At 68.7% G+C, this 15,906-nt stretch carries 16 protein-coding genes and 1 pseudogene; 9 read left to right on the forward strand and 8 right to left on the reverse strand.

Annotation, left to right across the window (positions count from 1 at the left end):
• Positions 1-29: 29 nt before the first annotated feature.
• A complete protein-coding gene (locus ACTWM8_RS02670) occupies positions 30-854 on the reverse strand; it encodes an SCO6745 family protein (RefSeq protein ID WP_446214446.1) in 825 nt (274 codons plus the stop codon).
• Between the two features lie 143 nt (positions 855-997).
• Positions 998-1,636: an FKBP-type peptidyl-prolyl cis-trans isomerase gene (locus tag ACTWM8_RS02675; protein ID WP_446212403.1), complete on the reverse strand. Its 639-nt coding sequence runs from the start codon at positions 1,634-1,636 to the stop codon at positions 998-1,000.
• Positions 1,637-1,819: 183 nt separating this feature from the next.
• Here ACTWM8_RS02675 and ACTWM8_RS02680 point away from each other — a divergent pair, with 183 nt between their 5' ends.
• Positions 1,820-2,212 carry a PPOX class F420-dependent oxidoreductase gene (locus ACTWM8_RS02680; protein WP_446212404.1) on the forward strand — a complete coding sequence of 131 codons (393 nt, stop codon included), beginning with the start codon at positions 1,820-1,822 and terminating at the stop codon, positions 2,210-2,212.
• Between the two features lie 76 nt (positions 2,213-2,288).
• Here ACTWM8_RS02680 and ACTWM8_RS02685 read toward each other — a convergent pair whose 3' ends face one another.
• Together ACTWM8_RS02685 and ku are read right to left on the reverse strand one after the other, a co-directional pair.
• Positions 2,289-2,861 (reverse strand): PASTA domain-containing protein, encoded by a 573-nt coding sequence (locus ACTWM8_RS02685; protein WP_446212405.1) that lies wholly within the window; start codon positions 2,859-2,861, stop codon positions 2,289-2,291.
• 111 nt (positions 2,862-2,972) lie between these two features.
• Positions 2,973-3,995, reverse strand: a complete 1,023-nt coding sequence (ku, locus tag ACTWM8_RS02690; protein WP_446212406.1) for a non-homologous end joining protein Ku — start codon at positions 3,993-3,995, stop codon at positions 2,973-2,975.
• An 86-nt stretch (positions 3,996-4,081) separates the two neighbouring features.
• On the opposite strand from ku, the gene ligD (ACTWM8_RS02695) reads away from it, so the two are divergent.
• The 4 genes from ligD (ACTWM8_RS02695) (at position 4,082) to ACTWM8_RS02710 (ending at position 8,005) form a co-directional block, all read left to right on the forward strand.
• Positions 4,082-5,023 carry a non-homologous end-joining DNA ligase gene (ligD, locus tag ACTWM8_RS02695; protein ID WP_446212407.1) on the forward strand — a complete coding sequence of 314 codons (942 nt, stop codon included), beginning with the start codon at positions 4,082-4,084 and terminating at the stop codon, positions 5,021-5,023.
• Positions 5,013-5,924, forward strand: a complete 912-nt coding sequence (gene ligD / locus ACTWM8_RS02700; RefSeq protein ID WP_446212408.1) for a non-homologous end-joining DNA ligase — start codon at positions 5,013-5,015, stop codon at positions 5,922-5,924. The genes ligD (ACTWM8_RS02695) and ligD (ACTWM8_RS02700) overlap by 11 nt, the downstream gene beginning before the upstream one ends.
• Positions 5,925-6,067: 143 nt before the next feature.
• Complete coding sequence (locus ACTWM8_RS02705) at positions 6,068-7,186, forward strand: hypothetical protein (RefSeq protein WP_446212409.1); 1,119 nt, start codon at positions 6,068-6,070, stop codon at positions 7,184-7,186.
• 75 nt (positions 7,187-7,261) lie between these two features.
• Entirely contained in the window at positions 7,262-8,005 is a 744-nt protein-coding gene (locus ACTWM8_RS02710; RefSeq protein ID WP_446212410.1) for a TIGR03089 family protein, read from the forward strand.
• 28 nt (positions 8,006-8,033) lie between these two features.
• On the opposite strand, the gene ACTWM8_RS02715 is transcribed toward ACTWM8_RS02710, so the two are convergent.
• Positions 8,034-8,498 carry a hypothetical protein gene (locus ACTWM8_RS02715; RefSeq protein ID WP_446212411.1) on the reverse strand — a complete coding sequence of 155 codons (465 nt, stop codon included), beginning with the start codon at positions 8,496-8,498 and terminating at the stop codon, positions 8,034-8,036.
• Between the two features lie 385 nt (positions 8,499-8,883).
• Here ACTWM8_RS02715 and ACTWM8_RS02720 point away from each other — a divergent pair, with 385 nt between their 5' ends.
• On the forward strand, positions 8,884-9,681 hold the full coding sequence (locus ACTWM8_RS02720; protein ID WP_446212412.1) for a zinc metalloprotease: 798 nt from the start codon (positions 8,884-8,886) through the stop codon (positions 9,679-9,681).
• 99 nt (positions 9,682-9,780) lie between these two features.
• On the opposite strand, the gene ACTWM8_RS02725 is transcribed toward ACTWM8_RS02720, so the two are convergent.
• The gene (locus ACTWM8_RS02725; RefSeq protein ID WP_446212413.1) at positions 9,781-10,047 is read right to left on the reverse strand and encodes a hypothetical protein; all 267 of its coding nucleotides are present in this window, start codon (positions 10,045-10,047) and stop codon (positions 9,781-9,783) included.
• Positions 10,044-10,280 (reverse strand): DivIVA domain-containing protein, encoded by a 237-nt coding sequence (locus ACTWM8_RS02730; RefSeq protein ID WP_377605044.1) that lies wholly within the window; start codon positions 10,278-10,280, stop codon positions 10,044-10,046. Before ACTWM8_RS02730 ends, ACTWM8_RS02725 begins: the two co-directional genes overlap by 4 nt.
• 418 nt (positions 10,281-10,698) lie before the next feature.
• On the opposite strand from ACTWM8_RS02730, the gene ACTWM8_RS02735 reads away from it, so the two are divergent.
• The 3 genes from ACTWM8_RS02735 to ACTWM8_RS02745 all read left to right on the forward strand — a co-directional run bounded on the left by ACTWM8_RS02735 (position 10,699) and on the right by ACTWM8_RS02745 (position 14,882).
• Positions 10,699-10,932 carry a winged helix-turn-helix domain-containing protein gene (locus ACTWM8_RS02735; protein ID WP_446212414.1) on the forward strand — a complete coding sequence of 78 codons (234 nt, stop codon included), beginning with the start codon at positions 10,699-10,701 and terminating at the stop codon, positions 10,930-10,932.
• Between the two features lie 1,581 nt (positions 10,933-12,513).
• The gene (locus ACTWM8_RS02740) at positions 12,514-13,530 is read left to right on the forward strand and encodes a UPF0158 family protein (RefSeq protein WP_446212415.1); all 1,017 of its coding nucleotides are present in this window, start codon (positions 12,514-12,516) and stop codon (positions 13,528-13,530) included.
• Positions 13,531-13,535: 5 nt separating this feature from the next.
• Positions 13,536-14,882, forward strand: a complete 1,347-nt coding sequence (locus ACTWM8_RS02745; RefSeq protein WP_446212416.1) for a hypothetical protein — start codon at positions 13,536-13,538, stop codon at positions 14,880-14,882.
• 228 nt (positions 14,883-15,110) lie between these two features.
• On the opposite strand, the pseudogene ACTWM8_RS02750 reads toward ACTWM8_RS02745, so the two are convergent.
• Positions 15,111-15,815 (reverse strand): annotated as a pseudogene (locus ACTWM8_RS02750) (helicase-related protein); the annotation flags it as partial.
• Positions 15,816-15,906: the final 91 nt, after the last annotated feature.

Here is a 15,906-nt window from a genome sequence, read left to right on the forward strand (position 1 = left end):
TCCTCCCCGACCGGGGCCGGGGCGGGGCGTCAGCTCTGCAGGGTGGGCAGGCCGATGGGGCTGTTCTCCGGGATCACCGTGTGGCAGGCGCGGGCCATCGGTTCGAGCAGTTCGCGCAGGCGGTCGGTGCGGTCCGCCCCGAGGGTGCGCCAGGGTCGGGCGGCGGCGAGGTCGGTGGCGTCCTCGACGGCCTGGAACCGGGCCCGCCCGACGTCGGTCGGCTCGCCGTCCGGGCCGAGCCAGCCGCGCTCGGCCAGCCGGCCCCGTGCCGCCTGCCACTGCTCCTCGGACCAGCCCCGGCCGAGCAGGTTCTGCAGAGGTTGGTCCACCGCGACCCGCCAGGCGAGCGTCTCCACCGGATCGAGGTCGGCGGCGACCAGGGCGGCGATGTGCCCGTCGCCCCGGTGCTCGCGCAGCGTGGTGGCCGCCTGCCAGAGCCGGGCCAGCGGGTATTCACCGCGCGGCAGGGCGGCGTTGGCCGCGCCGAGCACCCGGCCGGCGGGCTCCACCGCCGCGGCCGCCTCCTCCAGCAGGTCGGCGGCCTCGACCAGGTGCGCCTCGGGCAGCTCGTAGGTCAGCTCGGCGAGGGCCTGCACGGCGCCGGTGAGCCGGGCCCGCAGCGCCTCCTGCGGGGTGGCCAGCCGCCAGACCGCCGGCAGCGCCCGGCTCACCATCGGCGGGGCGAAGGTGAAGAACGCCGCGATCACCGGCGCCGCCTCGGTGGGCCCGAGCGGGGCGGCCCGGCCGGCGAAGTAGCCCCGCCAGTAGCCGCGCAGCCCGACCGCCTCGTACGCGGCGCGGGCGCGCGGGTGGAAGTAGGTGACCGCGTGGACGGGTTCGACGTGCGTCCACATGAGTCGGGCGGTCCGCCCGGGATCGTCCAGCGCCGGCACGCGCACCTCCACGATGGTGAGGGGTCACCGTGGCGCGGTGCGGACCGCCCACGGTGACCCCGAACCTACTGCGCGTAGGTGACGGCCGGGAAGACCTCTGTGGGCTACTGCACCGCCAGCACGTCGACGACGAAGCGCAGCGGGCCGGACGGCGCGCCCGGGCGCTGCGGCTTGTCGCCGTACGCGAGGTCGGCCGGGATGTCGAGCTGCACCCGGCTGCCCACGGTCTGCCCCTGCAGGCCCTGGTCCCAGCCCGGGATCACGTTGCCCTGGCCGAGCATGAAGGAGAACGGCTCCGAGCGCTTCCAGGAGGCGTCGAACTCCTCGCCGGTCCGGTACGACACCCCGACGTAGTTCACGGTGATCTGCTGGCCGCTCTGGGCGGCGGCGCCGGTGCCCCGGATCAGCGGGGTGGCCTTCAGGCCGCTGAGCTCGCCCTCGCCCTTGCCGGCCGGCGGCTTGGTGCAGAGCGCCCGGTCGGCGCCGTCGGGCAGGGTCGGGAAGCCGCCCGGGCAGCCGGCGGGCGACGCGGCCGGCTTCGGGTCGTCGTCACCGCCCCGGGTCACCACGAAGACCCCGATGATCACCGCGATCACCGCGAGGCCGGCGAGCGCCCCCAGCCAGGCCTGCCGGCGCTTCTTCGCCTCGGCGGCCTTCTGCGCCGCGAGCTGGGCGGCCAGCCGCCGCTGCGCCTTCGTCTCCGGGCCCTGGCCCGCCGACCGGTTCTGCGTACGCTCGCTCACGTCCTCGACTCCCTGCTGGTGTGGGTGACCGGCCCGACGACCCGCGGTCAGCGCACACGGTACCTGGATCGATGCCGCCGGTGTCCCGTCGCCCGCCCGCTCTCCCACCCGCCGTCCCGCGCCTCCCCCGTCATCCCGGTTTCGTCCGGGTGCCGGAGTGCTTCCGGCGGTAGGTTGTTGACCATGGCGATCCTCACCGACGAAGACCTGGCCCTGCTCTCCGAGCCCCAGCTGGCCCACGTGGCCACCGTCGAGGCCGACGGCACCCCGCACGTCACCCCGGTATGGGTGGACACCGACGGCGAGCACATCGTGTTCAACACCGCCCGGGGGCGGCAGAAGTACACCAACATCGAGCGCAACCCGATGGTGGCGGTCTCGGTGGTGGACAAGGCCGACGACTTCCGCACCCTCTGGGTGAAGGGCACCGCCGAGCTGATCACCGAGGGCGCCGACGAGCACATCGATCGGATGGCGAAGAAGTACCTCGGGCAGGACACCTACCCGTTCCGGCAGCCGGGCGAGGAGCGGGTGATCGTCCGGATCACGCCCACCCAGAAGCTCGGCCGCGGCTGACCGCCGGCCACCACGGCTGACCGCCGGCCACCACGGCTGACCGCCGGCCATCGGGCCGGCGGTCAGGTGGCCGTCGTCAGCGCTGCTTGGTGCAGGTCAGCACGACCAGTTCGTCGAGGGCGACCTTGGTGCCCTTGCGGTGGGACTGCTTGGTCACCGTCCAGTTCGCCGCCAGCAGCACGAACGTGTCGTTCTCGTCCTGGCTGCCGAGCTGGATCTTCGTCAGGCCGAGCTGCTGGAGCTTGTCCTGAGCGACGGCGGCGTTCATCCCGACGAGATTCGGCATGACGACCGTGGTGGGAGCGGGCGGTGGGGCCGGCGCCGTGGTGACGACCGCGCTGGGGGACGGGGCGGCCGTGGTCGGCGCGGCCGTCGTCGGGACGATCGAGGGAACGACACGTTCGGCCACCGCTTGAGCGGAGGGGCTGGCCTGCGCGGCGGGCTTGTCGTCGTCGCCGAAGACGGCGTTGATGCCGCCCAGGCCGCAGCAGCACAACACGAGGGCGCCGACGACGATGCCCACGATCGCTCCCTTGCCGAGCTTGCGCTTGGCCGGAGGGGGCGGGGCCGCCAGGAACGCCGGGCCCGGGGGCGCGGCGGGCGGTGGTTGGTCGGCGGGCCAGGGGGTGGTGGGTGGTTCGTTTGTCACGAGGCGAATTCTGCTGCCTCAAGCAACTATCTGCACCGGCCACTCGGCTAATCAAGATCAGCTAGGGCGGCAGGTCGCGGCTCACACGACCGGCCAGGATCTCATCGCAGCTCAGGCGGTCTTACGGGGCGCGGCCTTCTTCGCGGCCGCCTTGTTCGCCGGCGCCTTGGCCGCCTTCTTCTCCGCGGTCTTCTTCGCGGCGGCCTTCTTCGCCGGCTCCGCCTTCTTCGCGGCGGCCTTCTTCTCCGCCGTCTTCTTCGCCGGGGCCGCCTTCTTCGCCGCCTTCGCCGCCTGCTGCGCGGAACGGGCCGACGAGATCGGCGTCGGCTCACCCGCGCCAGCGGCTGGCTGCTCGCCCCGGGCGGACCGGGCCCGCTCGACGGAGGCCTTCAGCGCGGCCATCAGGTCCACCGCGGCAGCGGGCGCGGCCTCTTCCTCCTCCGGCTGCACCACCTCCCGCCCCTCGACCTTGGCGTCGATGACCTCCTGCAACGCCGCCCGGTAGTCGTCGGTGAAGGCGTCCGGCTCGAACGTGCCGGCCATCGAGTCGATCAGTGAGCTGGCCATCGCCAGCTCCGGGGGACGGACCTTGAGGTCCTCGTCCAGGAAGCCGAAGTCGGGGGTACGCACCTCGTCGGGCCAGAGCATCGTGTTGAGCAGCAGCACGCCCTCGCGGACCCGCAGGGTGGCCAGCTGTTCGCGCTGGCGCAGCGCCACCTTGACGATCGCCACCCGCTCCGAGTCGGCGAGCGCGTCCCGCAGCAGCACGTACGGCTTGGTCGCCGAGCCCTCCGGCTCCAGGAAGTACGCCTTGTTGTAGAGGATCGGGTCGACCTGCTCGGCGGGGACGAACTCCAGCACGTCGATCGCGCGCGAGCTGGTCAGCGGCAGTTCCGCGAAGTCCTCGTCGGTCAGGATCACCATCTCGCCGCCGCCGAGGTCGTAGCCCTTGGCGATGTCGTCGTAGGTGACCTCCTCGCCGCAGACCTGGCAGGTGCGCTTGTAGCGGATCCGGCCGCCGTCGGCCCGGTGCACCTGGTGGAAGCGGATGTCCTTCTCCTCGGTGGCCGAGTAGAGCTTCACGCCGATCGACACCAGCCCGAAGGACACGGCCCCCTTCCAGATCGCCCGCATGCCGCGCTCCTCTCCCCGGTTCTGCCCAAGGATCCCAAACGATCGAACGGGGCGCACGCTCTTCGCTGTGCAACTACAGTCGAAAGGTGCCCGGCGCGCCGCTGAAGCCGATGCTCGCGATGACCGGGCCGCTCCCGGTGAATGACGGCTGGGCGTACGAGTTCAAGTGGGACGGGGTTCGGGCGCTGGCCGACACCACTGGCGGCCGGCAGCACATGTACGCCCGCAGCGGCGTGGAGATCACCGCCGCGTACCCCGAGTTGATCACGCTGGCCGAGCAGGTCGACGACGCGCTGCTCGACGGCGAGGTGGTGCTGCTCAACCAGACCGGGCAGCCCTCGTTCACCGCGCTGGCCGAGCGGATGCACGTCCGGGACCCGGCGAAGGCGGCCCGGCTCGCGGCGGCGGCCCCGGTGACGTACATGATCTTCGACCTGCTCCGGCTGCGCGGCGAGGACCTGACCGGACGCTCCTACCGGGAGCGGCGGGCGGCCCTGGAGGCGCTCGGGCTCGGCGCGGCCCGGTGGGCGGTGCCCCCGTTCTTCGCCGACGGCGCGGCCACCTACGAGGCGGCCGGCGAGCACGGGCTCGAGGGGGTGATGGCCAAGCGGGTCGACTCGGTCTACCGGGCCGGCGTGCGCTCGCCCGACTGGGTGAAGGTCAAGCTGGAGGTGACCGGCGACTTCGTGGTCGGCGGCTGGCGGCCCGGCGCGCGGAAGATCGGCGGGCTGCTGGTGGGGGTGCCCCGGCCGGACGGGCGGCTCACCTACCGGGGCCGGGTCGGCGGCGGGATCGGCGCGGCGCTGGAGCGGGAGCTGCTGCGCGAGCTGGAGCCGCTGCGCGGGGCGGAGTCGCCGTTCGCCGGCGACGTGCCGCGTGAGGATGTCCGGGGCGCGATCTGGGTAACACCCCGGGTCGTGGTGGAGGTCAAGTACGGCCAGCGCACGCCCGACGGGCGGCTGCGGTTCCCCCGGGTGCTGCGGCTGCGGCCGGACAAGCCACCGGAGGAGGTCGAGGATGCCGGCTGAGCGGTTCCGGGTGGAGGTCGAGGGGCGGACGCTGGAGCTGTCCAACCTGGACAAGGTGCTCTATCCCGAGGCCGGGTTCACCAAGGGTGAGGTGATCGACTACTACACCCGGATCGCCCCGGTGCTGCTGCCGCACCTGGCCGACCGCGCGCTGACCCGGATCCGCTTCCCCAACGGGGTCACCGGCGGCTCGTTCTTCGAGAAGAACGCCCCGGCCGCGACCCCCGACTGGGTACGCACCGAGACGCTGCCCGCCCCGGGGTCGAGCAAGGGCCGGGAGACCATCGACTACGTGGTCGCCGACGACCTGCCCACCCTGGTCTGGCTGGCCAACCTCGCCGCGCTGGAGCTGCACACGCCGCAGTGGAAGGTCGGCGAGCACCCGGACATGATGGTCGTCGACCTGGACCCGGGTGCGCCGGCGGCGCTACGGCAGTGCTGCCAGGTGGCGCTGCTGATGCGGGACCGGCTGGCCGACGACGGCATCGAGTCGTACCCGAAGACGTCGGGGAAGAAGGGCATGCAGCTCTGCTGCCCGATCGCCGGTACGCAGGACGCCGACGAGGTGTCGGCGTACGCCCGGCGGATCGCGCAGGAGTTGGAGCGGGCGCATCCCAAGCTGATCGTGTCGAAGATGGCGAAGAACCTGCGGCCGGGGAAGGTCTTCATCGACTGGAGCCAGAACAACGCGGCGAAGACGACGGTGGCGCCGTACTCGCTGCGGGCCCAGTCGGTGCCGTCGGCGTCGACGCCGCTGACCTGGGACGAGGTCGAGGCCGGGGCGGCCGGGAAGCGGCCGGCGACGAAGCCGTACACGGCGACCGAGGTGCTCAAGCGGGTGGAGAAGTCCGGGGACCTGCTCGCCCCGCTGCTCGACGGCGGTCCAGAGCTGCCGGTCTGAGCTCAACGCCGTCGCGGAATTCCCCGCTCCTGCTCACCGGCTTTTCGGTAGCGTCGGGCCTGACCTGGGGTTTGTCGTTCAGATCGGTCCGTGTCCGACCCGTGTCGGGGTCGCGCGCCCTCATCAGCCAAAGGATCCAGGGCATGAATCCAGCACCGCCCGGCGCCCCGGTGGCCGTCGCCTTTCAGGGCGTGCACTCCGGGGGAACCCAGCTTGATGTCTTCTTCATCGGAAACGACGGGGGGCTGTACGTGGGCTGGATAGTGGACCCGGGAGCCTGGAACGCCCCGGTTCGGATCACCCCGCCGCACATGGCGCCGGCAGGGGCTGCGGTGGCGGCCGCCGGACGTGGGTTGATTCCCCTGGGCGTGTACCCCGACGGTGATGCGGGCACCGACGCGGTCGGGTACACCGCCCGACTGGACGTCTTCTTCATCGGACATGACGGCGCGCTCTACGTCACGTCGGCAATCGGCCTGGAAGCGTGGATGCACCCTGAGCGGATCGGCGACTTCAGCCTCGCTCCACCGGGCGCGAACGTGGCCGCGGCCCGCCAACGGTCCAACCAGCTGGACGTGTTCTTCATCGGTAGGGACGGCGGACTCTATGTCGCCTGGGTGATCGACGGGGAGGAGGCGTGGCAGGGACCCCTTCGGGTTTCCCCGGAGGGAGTAGCGCCGCCGGGAGCGGGTCTGATCGCCACGCAGCAGGCGCCGAATCTGTTGAGCGTGCTCTTCGTCGGTCACGACGGCGGGCTGCACGTGTCGTGGGTGGTGGGTACGGGTGCCTGGGAGGGTCCGGTCGGGATCAGCCCGGCCGGCATAGCGCCTCCCGGCGCGAGGCTCGCCTTCGGCAAGCAGACGAGAGAACAGCTGGATGTGTTCTTCATCGGCAACGACGGCAAGTTGTACGTGTCGTGGGTGGTGGGTGGGGGCAACTGGGCCGGTCCGGTCGGGATCAGCCCGCCGAATGTCGCGCCCCCCGGCGCCGGTCTGGTCGCCAGCTGGCAGACGGCGGACCAACTGGACGTGTTCTTCGTCGGCAACGACGGCGCGCTCAACGTGTCGTGGGTTGTCGGCACGGGCGTCTGGGCCGGTCCCGTCGCCATCACCCGCCCGGGACACGCGCCGCCCGGAACCCAACCTGCCGCCGCGTTCCAGACCACCACGCAGCTCGACGTCTTCGTGAACGGCCCGGAGCGGTGGGTTTCGTGGGCGGAGGGCGGCGCGGCCTGGGACGGCCCGTACGCGATGCCGAACTGACCAGCCATGGCGCGGCGGGACGCCGGCGCCGGTCGATAGGGTGGGGTGGTCCGAGCCAGGCCGAGGGGGTGTCCGATGGGCGCGACGGGTGCGGTCTCCAGGCTGGGTGGTGAGGTCAACGACGTTGACCAGCCGCTGTTGACCTACCACGACGACGCGACCGGGGAGCGCACCCAGCTGACCGCCGCGCAGCTCGGCGGCTGGGCGGCCCGCTGCGCCGGGCTGCTGCGCGACGGCTGCGGGCTGGACCCGGGCAGCCGGGTGGCGGTGCTGCTGCCGCCGCACTGGCGTACCGCGGCGGTGCTGCTCGGCGCCTGGTCGGTCGGGCTGGCGGTGTCGTTCCGGCCGCGGGCCACCGCCGGGCTGCCGGTGCTCGAGCCGGGCGGTGACCTGCCGTACGACGCGGTGTTCGTGACCCCGGAACGGCTGGACGACTGGCTGGAGGACGTGCCCGAGGGGACGCACCGCTACCTGGTCGGCACCGGGCCGGGGCCGCTGACCGACGTGCCGGTGGGCTGGCTGGACTGGTCGGCCGAGGTGCTCCAGCACCCGGCCATTCCGCCCGACCACCGCGCCATCCATCCCGCCGACCCGGCCACCCCGGACGGCACCAGCTACGGCGCGTGGGGCGCGCTGGCGCACGAGGTCGCCGCCCAGCTCGGCCTGCGGGCCGGTGACACCCTTCTGGTCGACGCGGGCGAGCACGAGCAACCGCTGAAGTGGCTGCTCGCCCCGCTGTCGGTCGGCGCGTCCGTGGTCATCCACAGCAACCTGGACGCCGACCGGCTCGCCGCCCAACGGGTCACTCACGTGCTCTGAGCCCGTCACCTCGCTCGGTCGAGCCTGGTCAGGCGCGGCGTACGTCCATGACCATCACCGGGTACGGCCCGGCGGGCGTTCCGGCCGTGGCCTGGTCGGCGGGAATCACGTTGTCCATCCGCATCCGCAGGGTCGCGGTGTCGGCGGCGTCGAACACGATCCGCCAGCCCCAACCGCCGCCGTAGTCGCCCTCGAACTCGAATGTCCCGCCCGCTCCTGATCCTCCGGGCAGTGACATCGGCACCGGCTTCTGATGCCAGGAGTCGCCCCATACAGCCACGAGCGAGCCATCCTCGCCGGCTGAGCCGATGACGAGCAGGCCGTCCTGCGGTCCGTCGTCCGGGTGCTCCCAGGAGTAGGCAACCGAGGTCAGGTGTCCGGCGGCGGCCGTCGTCACGGTCACCGTGGCGGGAAACTTGGCGAGCGGATGATCGGGCATCAGCCGGAAGCCGTTGGTGCCGGCCCAGGACCCCGCGAAGTCGGAGAGGATCATTCGTCGACCGTAGGCCGCCGCGGGCGAGCCGGGGACCCACCGACCGCGGCGGGAGTGTCGCCGGCTTTCCTTGCGATCCGGCAATCGTCCTGCTCCTGCTCTGTTGTTAACACCGCTGACGTGTTGTTATGTCGGAACGACGATGTCGGTCCCGTATCCCGGTGACCCTCGTCCCTGCCGCTGACGTGGCTCATCCCCCGTATGTGAAAGGGCAACGATGCGCAGAAGAAGATCGGCTTTCCAACTGGCGGTCCTGACCGCCACCGCCGCCACCTTCCTGGGGGCCGGCGGGGCTTCCGGGGCGGTTGCCTCGGCAGCGCCCGCGACCACCTCCCCAGGTGCCGCGGCCTGTGCGCCCGGAGCTGAGGCGCACAGCGTGGCCCGGGTGGCGGAGGGCGCCACCGCCAAGGAGCCGGAGCTGTACTCGAAGAACGAGGCGAACGCCTACGGCGTGATCAAGGATTCGCCGCGGCTGGCCAACGGCAGCGTCACCGTGCCCACGGTCTTCCACATGGTCTCCGACCACTCGCTCAGCGCGGCCGAGACGACCAGGTGGAACACCCTGATCGCCAACCAGATGAAGGTGCTCAACGACTCGTTTGCCGGCAGCACTGCCGCGAACGCCGCCGACACGCCGTTCCGGTTCGACCTCGTCGACACGACCTGGACCGTGAACAGCGACTGGTACACGGTCGTGCCGGGCAAGAACGAGCGCGACATGAAGAAGGCGCTGTACACCGGCGACTCCCGCACCCTGAACGTGTACGCGGCCGACATCGGCGGCGGGCTGCTCGGCTGGGCGTACTTCCCGAAGGGCTACAACAACGGCCGCGACTACATCGACGGCGTGGTGATGCTCGACGAGTCGATGCCCGGCGGCACGGCGGGCAAGTACGCCCTCGGTGACACGCTGACGCACGAGGTGGGGCACTGGCTGATGCTGGAGCACACCTTCGCGCACGGGTGCTCCGCTTCCGGCGACTACGTCGCGGACACCCCGCGTGAAGCGCACCCGCAGTTCAACTGCCCGGTGGGCGCGGACACCTGCACCGCACCCGGCCTGGACCCGATCCACAACTTCATGGACTACACGCAGGACTCCTGCATGGACATGTTCACCGCCGGACAGGCGGACCGGATGAGCGACGCTTGGGTCGCGTTCCGGGCCGGCGGCCTCGGGTAATTTAGCCTTGCCACGGGTTGGCGGGCCGCACTCAGCGGCCCGCCAACCCTTTTCCTGTTGCGGGCCGGGCCGCGCCCACCTGCCCGTTCCCGGCCGTCTTCACCGCCGGTTGAGCCAGGGCGCGCGCCGCGAGCAGGGCGCGGTGTGATCGACCGGCAGCACACACCGCCCGCCGCCGGGCAGCCGTCGGTCGCAGAAGACCCAATGGCGTACGCCCTGCTGGTCCTCGGCCGAGACGGTCACCCCGCCCGGCTCGACGCGGGCGCTGAGCCGGGCCAGCACCCGGGCGGCGGTCCGGGCGAAGATCCGGGCCCGGAGCAGGTCAGGTGCGGTGACCGGCAGGTGGATCACCCAGCGGTCGCTCATCGGTAGCGGTGGTTCGCCGACTGGGCGCTCTGCCAGGCGCGCAGCGCGTTCTTGATCCGTACGTTCTCCTCCTGCACCGCGACCAGAGCGGTCTGCGCGGCGGTGAGTTCGTCCGCCACCCGGTGCAGGAAGGTGCGGATCTCGACCGGATCGAGGCCGCGCCTGCGGACGTTGAAGCACCGCTCACGGATCTGCCAGGGCCGGAGGGGCTGTCTCTGGTTGGCTGCTGCCATCGGTGGTCTTTCCTCGCGTCGGCTCACCAGCCGACGGATCAGGTCGCGCACGGGGGACCGCCCTTCGTCGGGTCGCGTCGAAGTGGAGGGGGCGGCCTCCGCCGGTTGCGGTCGGCGGAGACCGCCCCGCCCTGCCACCGCAGCCTCGATCGGCGGTACGGCAGCAGGGCCGCTTGTCGGTTGCTGGACTCATCGCTGAGGGTGCTGGCACGACTGACGAGGGAAGCCAGCCGTGCCAGCGGTGGTGGATGCCCAACCGGGAGGCCGGCTGCCTACCAGGCGATCCAATGCCGGGCATCTGCGAGAGAACATACAATGCAAAGCATGCAAAGAGCAAGAACCGAGCATGCTAAGCAGGCGAAGTCTTGGCCGACTGAGTGTTGGCGTGGGAGGATCTTGGGGCCTACCAGGAGTTGCGATGCCCCGAATCTCAGACCGTCAGCGCATAGCCCAAGACATCCGCGACAAGATCGCGTCTGGGGAGTACGGCCCCGGCGCGAAGCTGCCTTCGCTGCGTGAGATGTCCGCGCACTACAAAGTCTCCGCCGAGCCGGTCCGATCCGCTCTGCTGATCCTGCAGGCCGAGGGGTTGGTCGAAGGGCGCCAAGGCAAGGGAGTGTATGTGACCGGGAGTAGACCAGCGGCTGACTAGCCGGCGCTCAACTGCCGGCTGGATAGCAAGGGCTGCTTTCAGTTCGGCTTGATCGACCTCGGCGGTGAAGGCATCCGGCAGGTAATGCCCCTCGAACACGGTGATGAGGTCATGCTGAGTAACCAGGACGGTCTTGATCCGCGAGGTTCGGGCTGTGTTACGGGCACCCCGGCCTTCGCCCTCGGGCTTCCCTGGCCGCTCGTTCTCGGATCCCGGAGGCCCAGGGACTTGAACCCTGAACCCCTCTGGGAGTGCGTTGATCTTACGCAATCGGGCGGATCGGCCTGCTGACCTGGGCAAGGTCTTGCGTTGCCTTACAGCGGTTGACAGCCCTTGTCGGTGTCAGTTGTGCCCGCCGTGTGCCCGATGATCTCGGTAGCCCATCGCTCGCCGTCCATGTCCTGTTCTGATCCGAGCCGCACGTCTGTGGCACTTCCGCCGCGCGCTTCGTCCCGAACGCCGGCACGGCGCATCGTCTTTTGTCAGCGAATGTCGTCCTCTTCGCTTGGCGGTGACGGCCATGCTAGGTGCCGTCGTGCGTTGCCGACTGCTGATAGCCGGCTTGCTGCCTTCTCGCTGCCTCGCCGAGCCCTCACCCTCTCGATGCGAACTGCCGGCGAGGCAGTCAGATTCGGAGCATTCCGAGGTCACGAGGAGTGTCCAGGTCCGCCTTGTAATGGTGAAGCTGCCACGGTTGCTGCACTTCGCTGCTGTACTACGTCCCCGGCCCACTGCAGTGCGCTGGCCGGCGTCCGGACCATTTACTTCGACGGCTTGATGAGGTAGCAGACAGAAGGAGGGCTAGGGACACCGAGGCGTTGGTCTACTCTGCCCCGGAACTCACCCCGCGGCACGGCCACATGATCGAAGCCAGCGCGGACTGAGCAATGTGGTCGTGGAACCACCGGGTGGCGCCTTCGTCCGCACCAGTTGAGCCGACCGAGGCAGTGACCCTTACTCAGAGACGACATCGCCTCTGCCCGGATGCCTACCCCGGCTGACCTGCGTGAGCTGGAGATCGGCGAAGGCGTGCCGGTCCTCGTGGTCTTGCGCCCGAGGCTCCCGCGAGATTGCCCGCCGACGCGGGCGAAGGGGCCAAAGGCGTCAGCCGACGACCTAAGGGTGGAACTTGACATTTCAGATACGCTTGTAGCGACTCGGCAGTAGTGCGCCCCCTTGGGCAGCCACCTCAGCGCGTAGGCGCTAGCAGACGTCGGCCACCTGACGCTAGGTGCGGCTGCGCTGACGAAACGTCGCGCAAGGCAAACGTGCGCTATGAGCAAAATCACCTGTCAGACGCCTGGGATCGCTTGACGGGTGAGCCATCTAGCGCCATCCTTCGTCTAGGAGAGTGCTAAGGCTCTGTTTCCTGGATATGGGGAAGAACCAGGCGACGGAGCGTGGGTGGTGGATCAGCCTGTGGCCGCAGGCTCGCTGACGCACAGTAGGCGAGCTGGATGCGAGATCAGGCCCCTGCGGGGAAGCGGTGTCCTCCACCAGCTGTCGCTGGCGCTACTTCCGAAGAGGCCGTAGGCCGGGATCCATACTTGGGTCCCGGCCTATCTCACCACGGGAGTAGTAGTGACAGAGGACGTTAGCGCAAACGACAATCAGTCCAATGCCCCAGCAGCAAAGCTGCGAGCCGAGGCATTCGCCGTGTTGGTCGATGCTGTTGGAAGCCTCGCAACGGATGGCTTCCGTCCCCCAACCGCGAGCGAAGTTCGCCTTGAGATGAAGCGTCGCACCTACGGCGGATTCGATCCGAAATTGGTCGGCTTCAAGCGGTTTCGTGACTTCCTGATGGCTGCGGCCACGGAAGGCCATGTTCACTTGGACCTTAGTCGCCCCGGCGACGTTGCGGTGCTCCGCGTTGCTGACGCGGACCTGCCTAGAGAATCAAGCCATTTTATCCGTCCAGACCTATGGCGCGCCTTTGTGGACTGGGACCTGCGGATGCTGAGGTTCTACGACAAGACAGCAGGCAAGGCGCAGATGATTCCCAGAGAACCTGCGCCCTTCGAGCCGGAGCGGTACCTGCATCTCCGCCGGCGGTTGCAGCAGGAGCCCGAAGCGTTTATCGAGATCCATCCGGTCGAGATGCCAAAGCAGTTGGCCTGGATGCGTGAGCACGCGGAACAGGTCTCGGACCCAGAACTTCGGCCGTTGTTGCTGACGGCGCTTGACAGCGAGAAACCGCTGAAGCTCTTCGTCGATATTCTCCGAACGAATCCTCCACAGCTTGCAAGGTGGCACCGCGACCTTGGGGAAAAGGTGCGGCAGGAGGTTGAAAAGTGGCGCGACTCGGTCGCACCCCACGAGTCGATCGAGATAGAGCGGCGGGAGCCGCCCACCAAGGACGGCCAACCCGTCGCGCCGCCGCACACTCCCGCCCGCATCGAGGAACGTCCTTCGGCCATAAATGTCCTAAAGCTCCTGAAAGCGAGGCGTGGCCCCAGCGCTACCCACGGATCTAGCCATGATCAATCAGTTAGGGATGGCGCAGAGCTTCGCGCGAGGTTACACTTGGCAATCGATCAAATGCCGCTGTCGGAGCTCAAAACGCTCCGGATTCCGGTAGGGTATCTCTTTGAGGATTAGTGCCGGTGAAAACCCTGTCGGACGTGATCAGCGGAGTGCGCGACATACCCGTACAGCGAGCCGCTGAAGGGTGGCCACCTGGCTACAGGCCGAAGGCGAAGATCCAAGTCCCTGGTGAGAGCAAGCTAGTCCTACCAGGTGATCCTGCGGGCATATCTGCCGTCGGCGATTTCGGGGAATCCATCTTCGGGCGAGGCGCGGAAGAGTCTGCCAGTGCGCGGGGATTGCTTATTGCCGATCCGGTGATGGTCATCCCGCTGCGAAAGCCCAGCCAGGAGACACTCGAGCCTTTTTCGCTCGAAGGTTCGTCGCGCCGCGTCAACCCTCGAGAAGTCGGTCTTGCGGCGTGCCTGCGTACTTCGGGTTCCACCCTGGTTTACGGTGTTTCTCGGCTGCTTGTCGCTGAGAACGCACTTGGCTTTGGAAGCACACTCATACTTAGATTCGTGCAGTCCTGGACGGAGGATGTGCACGAATTTGCCGTCGACGTCCTCGGTCTTTGTAGCGATTCAGCGCCCCACTACGAACCAAAGCCCGACCCAAAGTCAAAACCGTGGAAGACGGTAACGGCACTCCTAGGCGGAGCCAAGTCGGGAAAGCTGCTACCCGAAGGCTGGCAGAGAGATTTCAAGTTCGCGGCTGGACTTTATAGCATCAATCTAGACCTTCGGCCAAATCCAGAATCGGCACGTGCCATTGTCGTTAATGATCTACAGTCGAATCCGCCCGACGCTCTTTTGGTCTGGGCGAACTTCGTTGCCAGCCCTGATTCTTTCATCCAGCCGTTTCTTTCGGCTCGGCCAGGCGGCTATGCTTCCATGTTAGGGTCGGCTGCCCACCAGTACTCCCACGACGAACACTCGGCAGAGCTTCTCATGCATCTCGGCGAGATCGCGCGATCGCCGCAGCCAGAGGATGCGTTGCCGAACTTGGCGAACTGGAAGGAAGCTAAGGTTGCAATACTTGCCCTAGAGGGCAAACACTTCGTCCTGTCCGACCGCGCTCGTGCGATGCTCGAAAACAACCCGTATCCGAGACCCGCCAGAATGTATGAGCACATACGTAAGCTCTCGCTCGTGGCTAAGGAATACCACAATCGCGACGGGAATCTCGGGATCAGCCTCGCCGGCTTTTCCATGGCAGAGCATGGAATTGAGATCGCCCTAACTGATAAAGGGTTGAGCCCGCCAGCCATCGAGATCGAACGTGTCACTCAAACCCTGTCAGCGATACCTCATGTGAAGGTGGATGACGCAAAAAGCCCAGACCAGTGCGGCCGGATCTATTTCGCGATCGATCAAGAACTCAGACGCTTGGTCGTAGATCACATCGGTCTGCACGACTACGGCTAGACATGAAATCTGATTCTGCCCCGTGGGCCCAGGGGTGACGCGGGGGGCGGGGCGTGGGCTCCGGGCTGGCTGACTTTCCGCCCCGGCGCTGTGGCGCGAGGGCGGCGGCTCCGCAGAAGCCGGTTGCCGCGCCCCGGCCCGCGCCGCTTGGAGCGCCTTGATCTAGTTCAGGTCAATTCGATACAAGATCACAGGCAGCGTCTGTCCCGTGACCGGGTTCGAAGTCCCTTAGTCGACGCTGGGGAGCTTCGGGCCGAGGACGTCATCCGCGTCGATGATGGTGTACGCGTACCCCTGCTCCGCCAGGAACCGCTGCCGGTGCGCCGCGTACTCCGTGTCGATCGTGTCCCGGGACACCACCGTGTAGAAGTGCGCCTGCCGTCCGTCGGCCTTCGGCCGTAGCACCCGCCCCAGCCGCTGCGCCTCCTCTTGCCGCGACCCGAACGTCCCGGACACCTGGATCGCTACCGCCGCCTCGGGCAGGTCGATGGAGAAGTTCCCGACCTTGGAGATCACCAGGGTGCGCAGCTCGCCGGAGCGGAACGCGTCGAAGAGGCGTTCCCGCTCCTTGTTGGTGGTCGAGCCTTGAATGATGGGCGCGTCGAGGTACTCCCCGAGCTGGTGCAGCTGGTCGATGTACGCGCCGATCACCAGGGTCTGCTCGTCCGGGTGCCGGTCGACCAGCGCCTTGACCACCGGCAGCTTCGTCCGGGCGGTCGCCGCCATCCGGTAGCGCTCCTCGGCCTCCGCCGTCGCGTAGGACATCCGCTCGGCGTCGGTCAGCGTCACCCGTACCTCGGTGCACTGGGCCGGGGCGATCCAGCCCTGCGACTCGATGTCCTTCCACGGCGCGTCGTACCGCTTGGGGCCGATCAGGCTGAACACGTCGCCCTCCCGGCCGTCCTCGCGGACCAGCGTGGCCGTCAGCCCTAGCTGTAGTGCCCATGAGGGTTGTTGACGGCGTGGCGGCTTGAGACCAGGCGAGACCTCCGGCGAGGTGTGAGGTGCTGACGCCCACACCGAA

The sequence above is a fragment of the Micromonospora sp. IBSANI012 genome (assembly GCF_052814045.1).

Excerpts from the sequence above, each read along its gene's own strand:
- ACTWM8_RS02705 (WP_446212409.1), top strand. The coding sequence starts at position 6,068 with ATGAATCCAGCACCGCCCGGCGCCCCGGTGGCCGTCGCCTTTCAGGGC.
- ACTWM8_RS02710 (WP_446212410.1), top strand. The coding sequence starts at position 7,262 with ATGGGCGCGACGGGTGCGGTCTCCAGGCTGGGTGGTGAGGTCAACGAC.
- ACTWM8_RS02735 (WP_446212414.1), top strand. The coding sequence starts at position 10,699 with ATGCCCCGAATCTCAGACCGTCAGCGCATAGCCCAAGACATCCGCGAC.
- ku (WP_446212406.1), bottom strand. The coding sequence starts at position 3,995 with ATGCGGGCGATCTGGAAGGGGGCCGTGTCCTTCGGGCTGGTGTCGATC.
- ACTWM8_RS02670 (WP_446214446.1), bottom strand. The coding sequence starts at position 854 with ATGTGGACGCACGTCGAACCCGTCCACGCGGTCACCTACTTCCACCCG.
- ACTWM8_RS02730 (WP_377605044.1), bottom strand. The coding sequence starts at position 10,280 with ATGGCAGCAGCCAACCAGAGACAGCCCCTCCGGCCCTGGCAGATCCGT.
- ACTWM8_RS02725 (WP_446212413.1), bottom strand. The coding sequence starts at position 10,047 with ATGAGCGACCGCTGGGTGATCCACCTGCCGGTCACCGCACCTGACCTG.
- ligD (WP_446212408.1), top strand. The coding sequence starts at position 5,013 with ATGCCGGCTGAGCGGTTCCGGGTGGAGGTCGAGGGGCGGACGCTGGAG.
- ACTWM8_RS02715 (WP_446212411.1), bottom strand. The coding sequence starts at position 8,498 with ATGATCCTCTCCGACTTCGCGGGGTCCTGGGCCGGCACCAACGGCTTC.
- ACTWM8_RS02680 (WP_446212404.1), top strand. The coding sequence starts at position 1,820 with ATGGCGATCCTCACCGACGAAGACCTGGCCCTGCTCTCCGAGCCCCAG.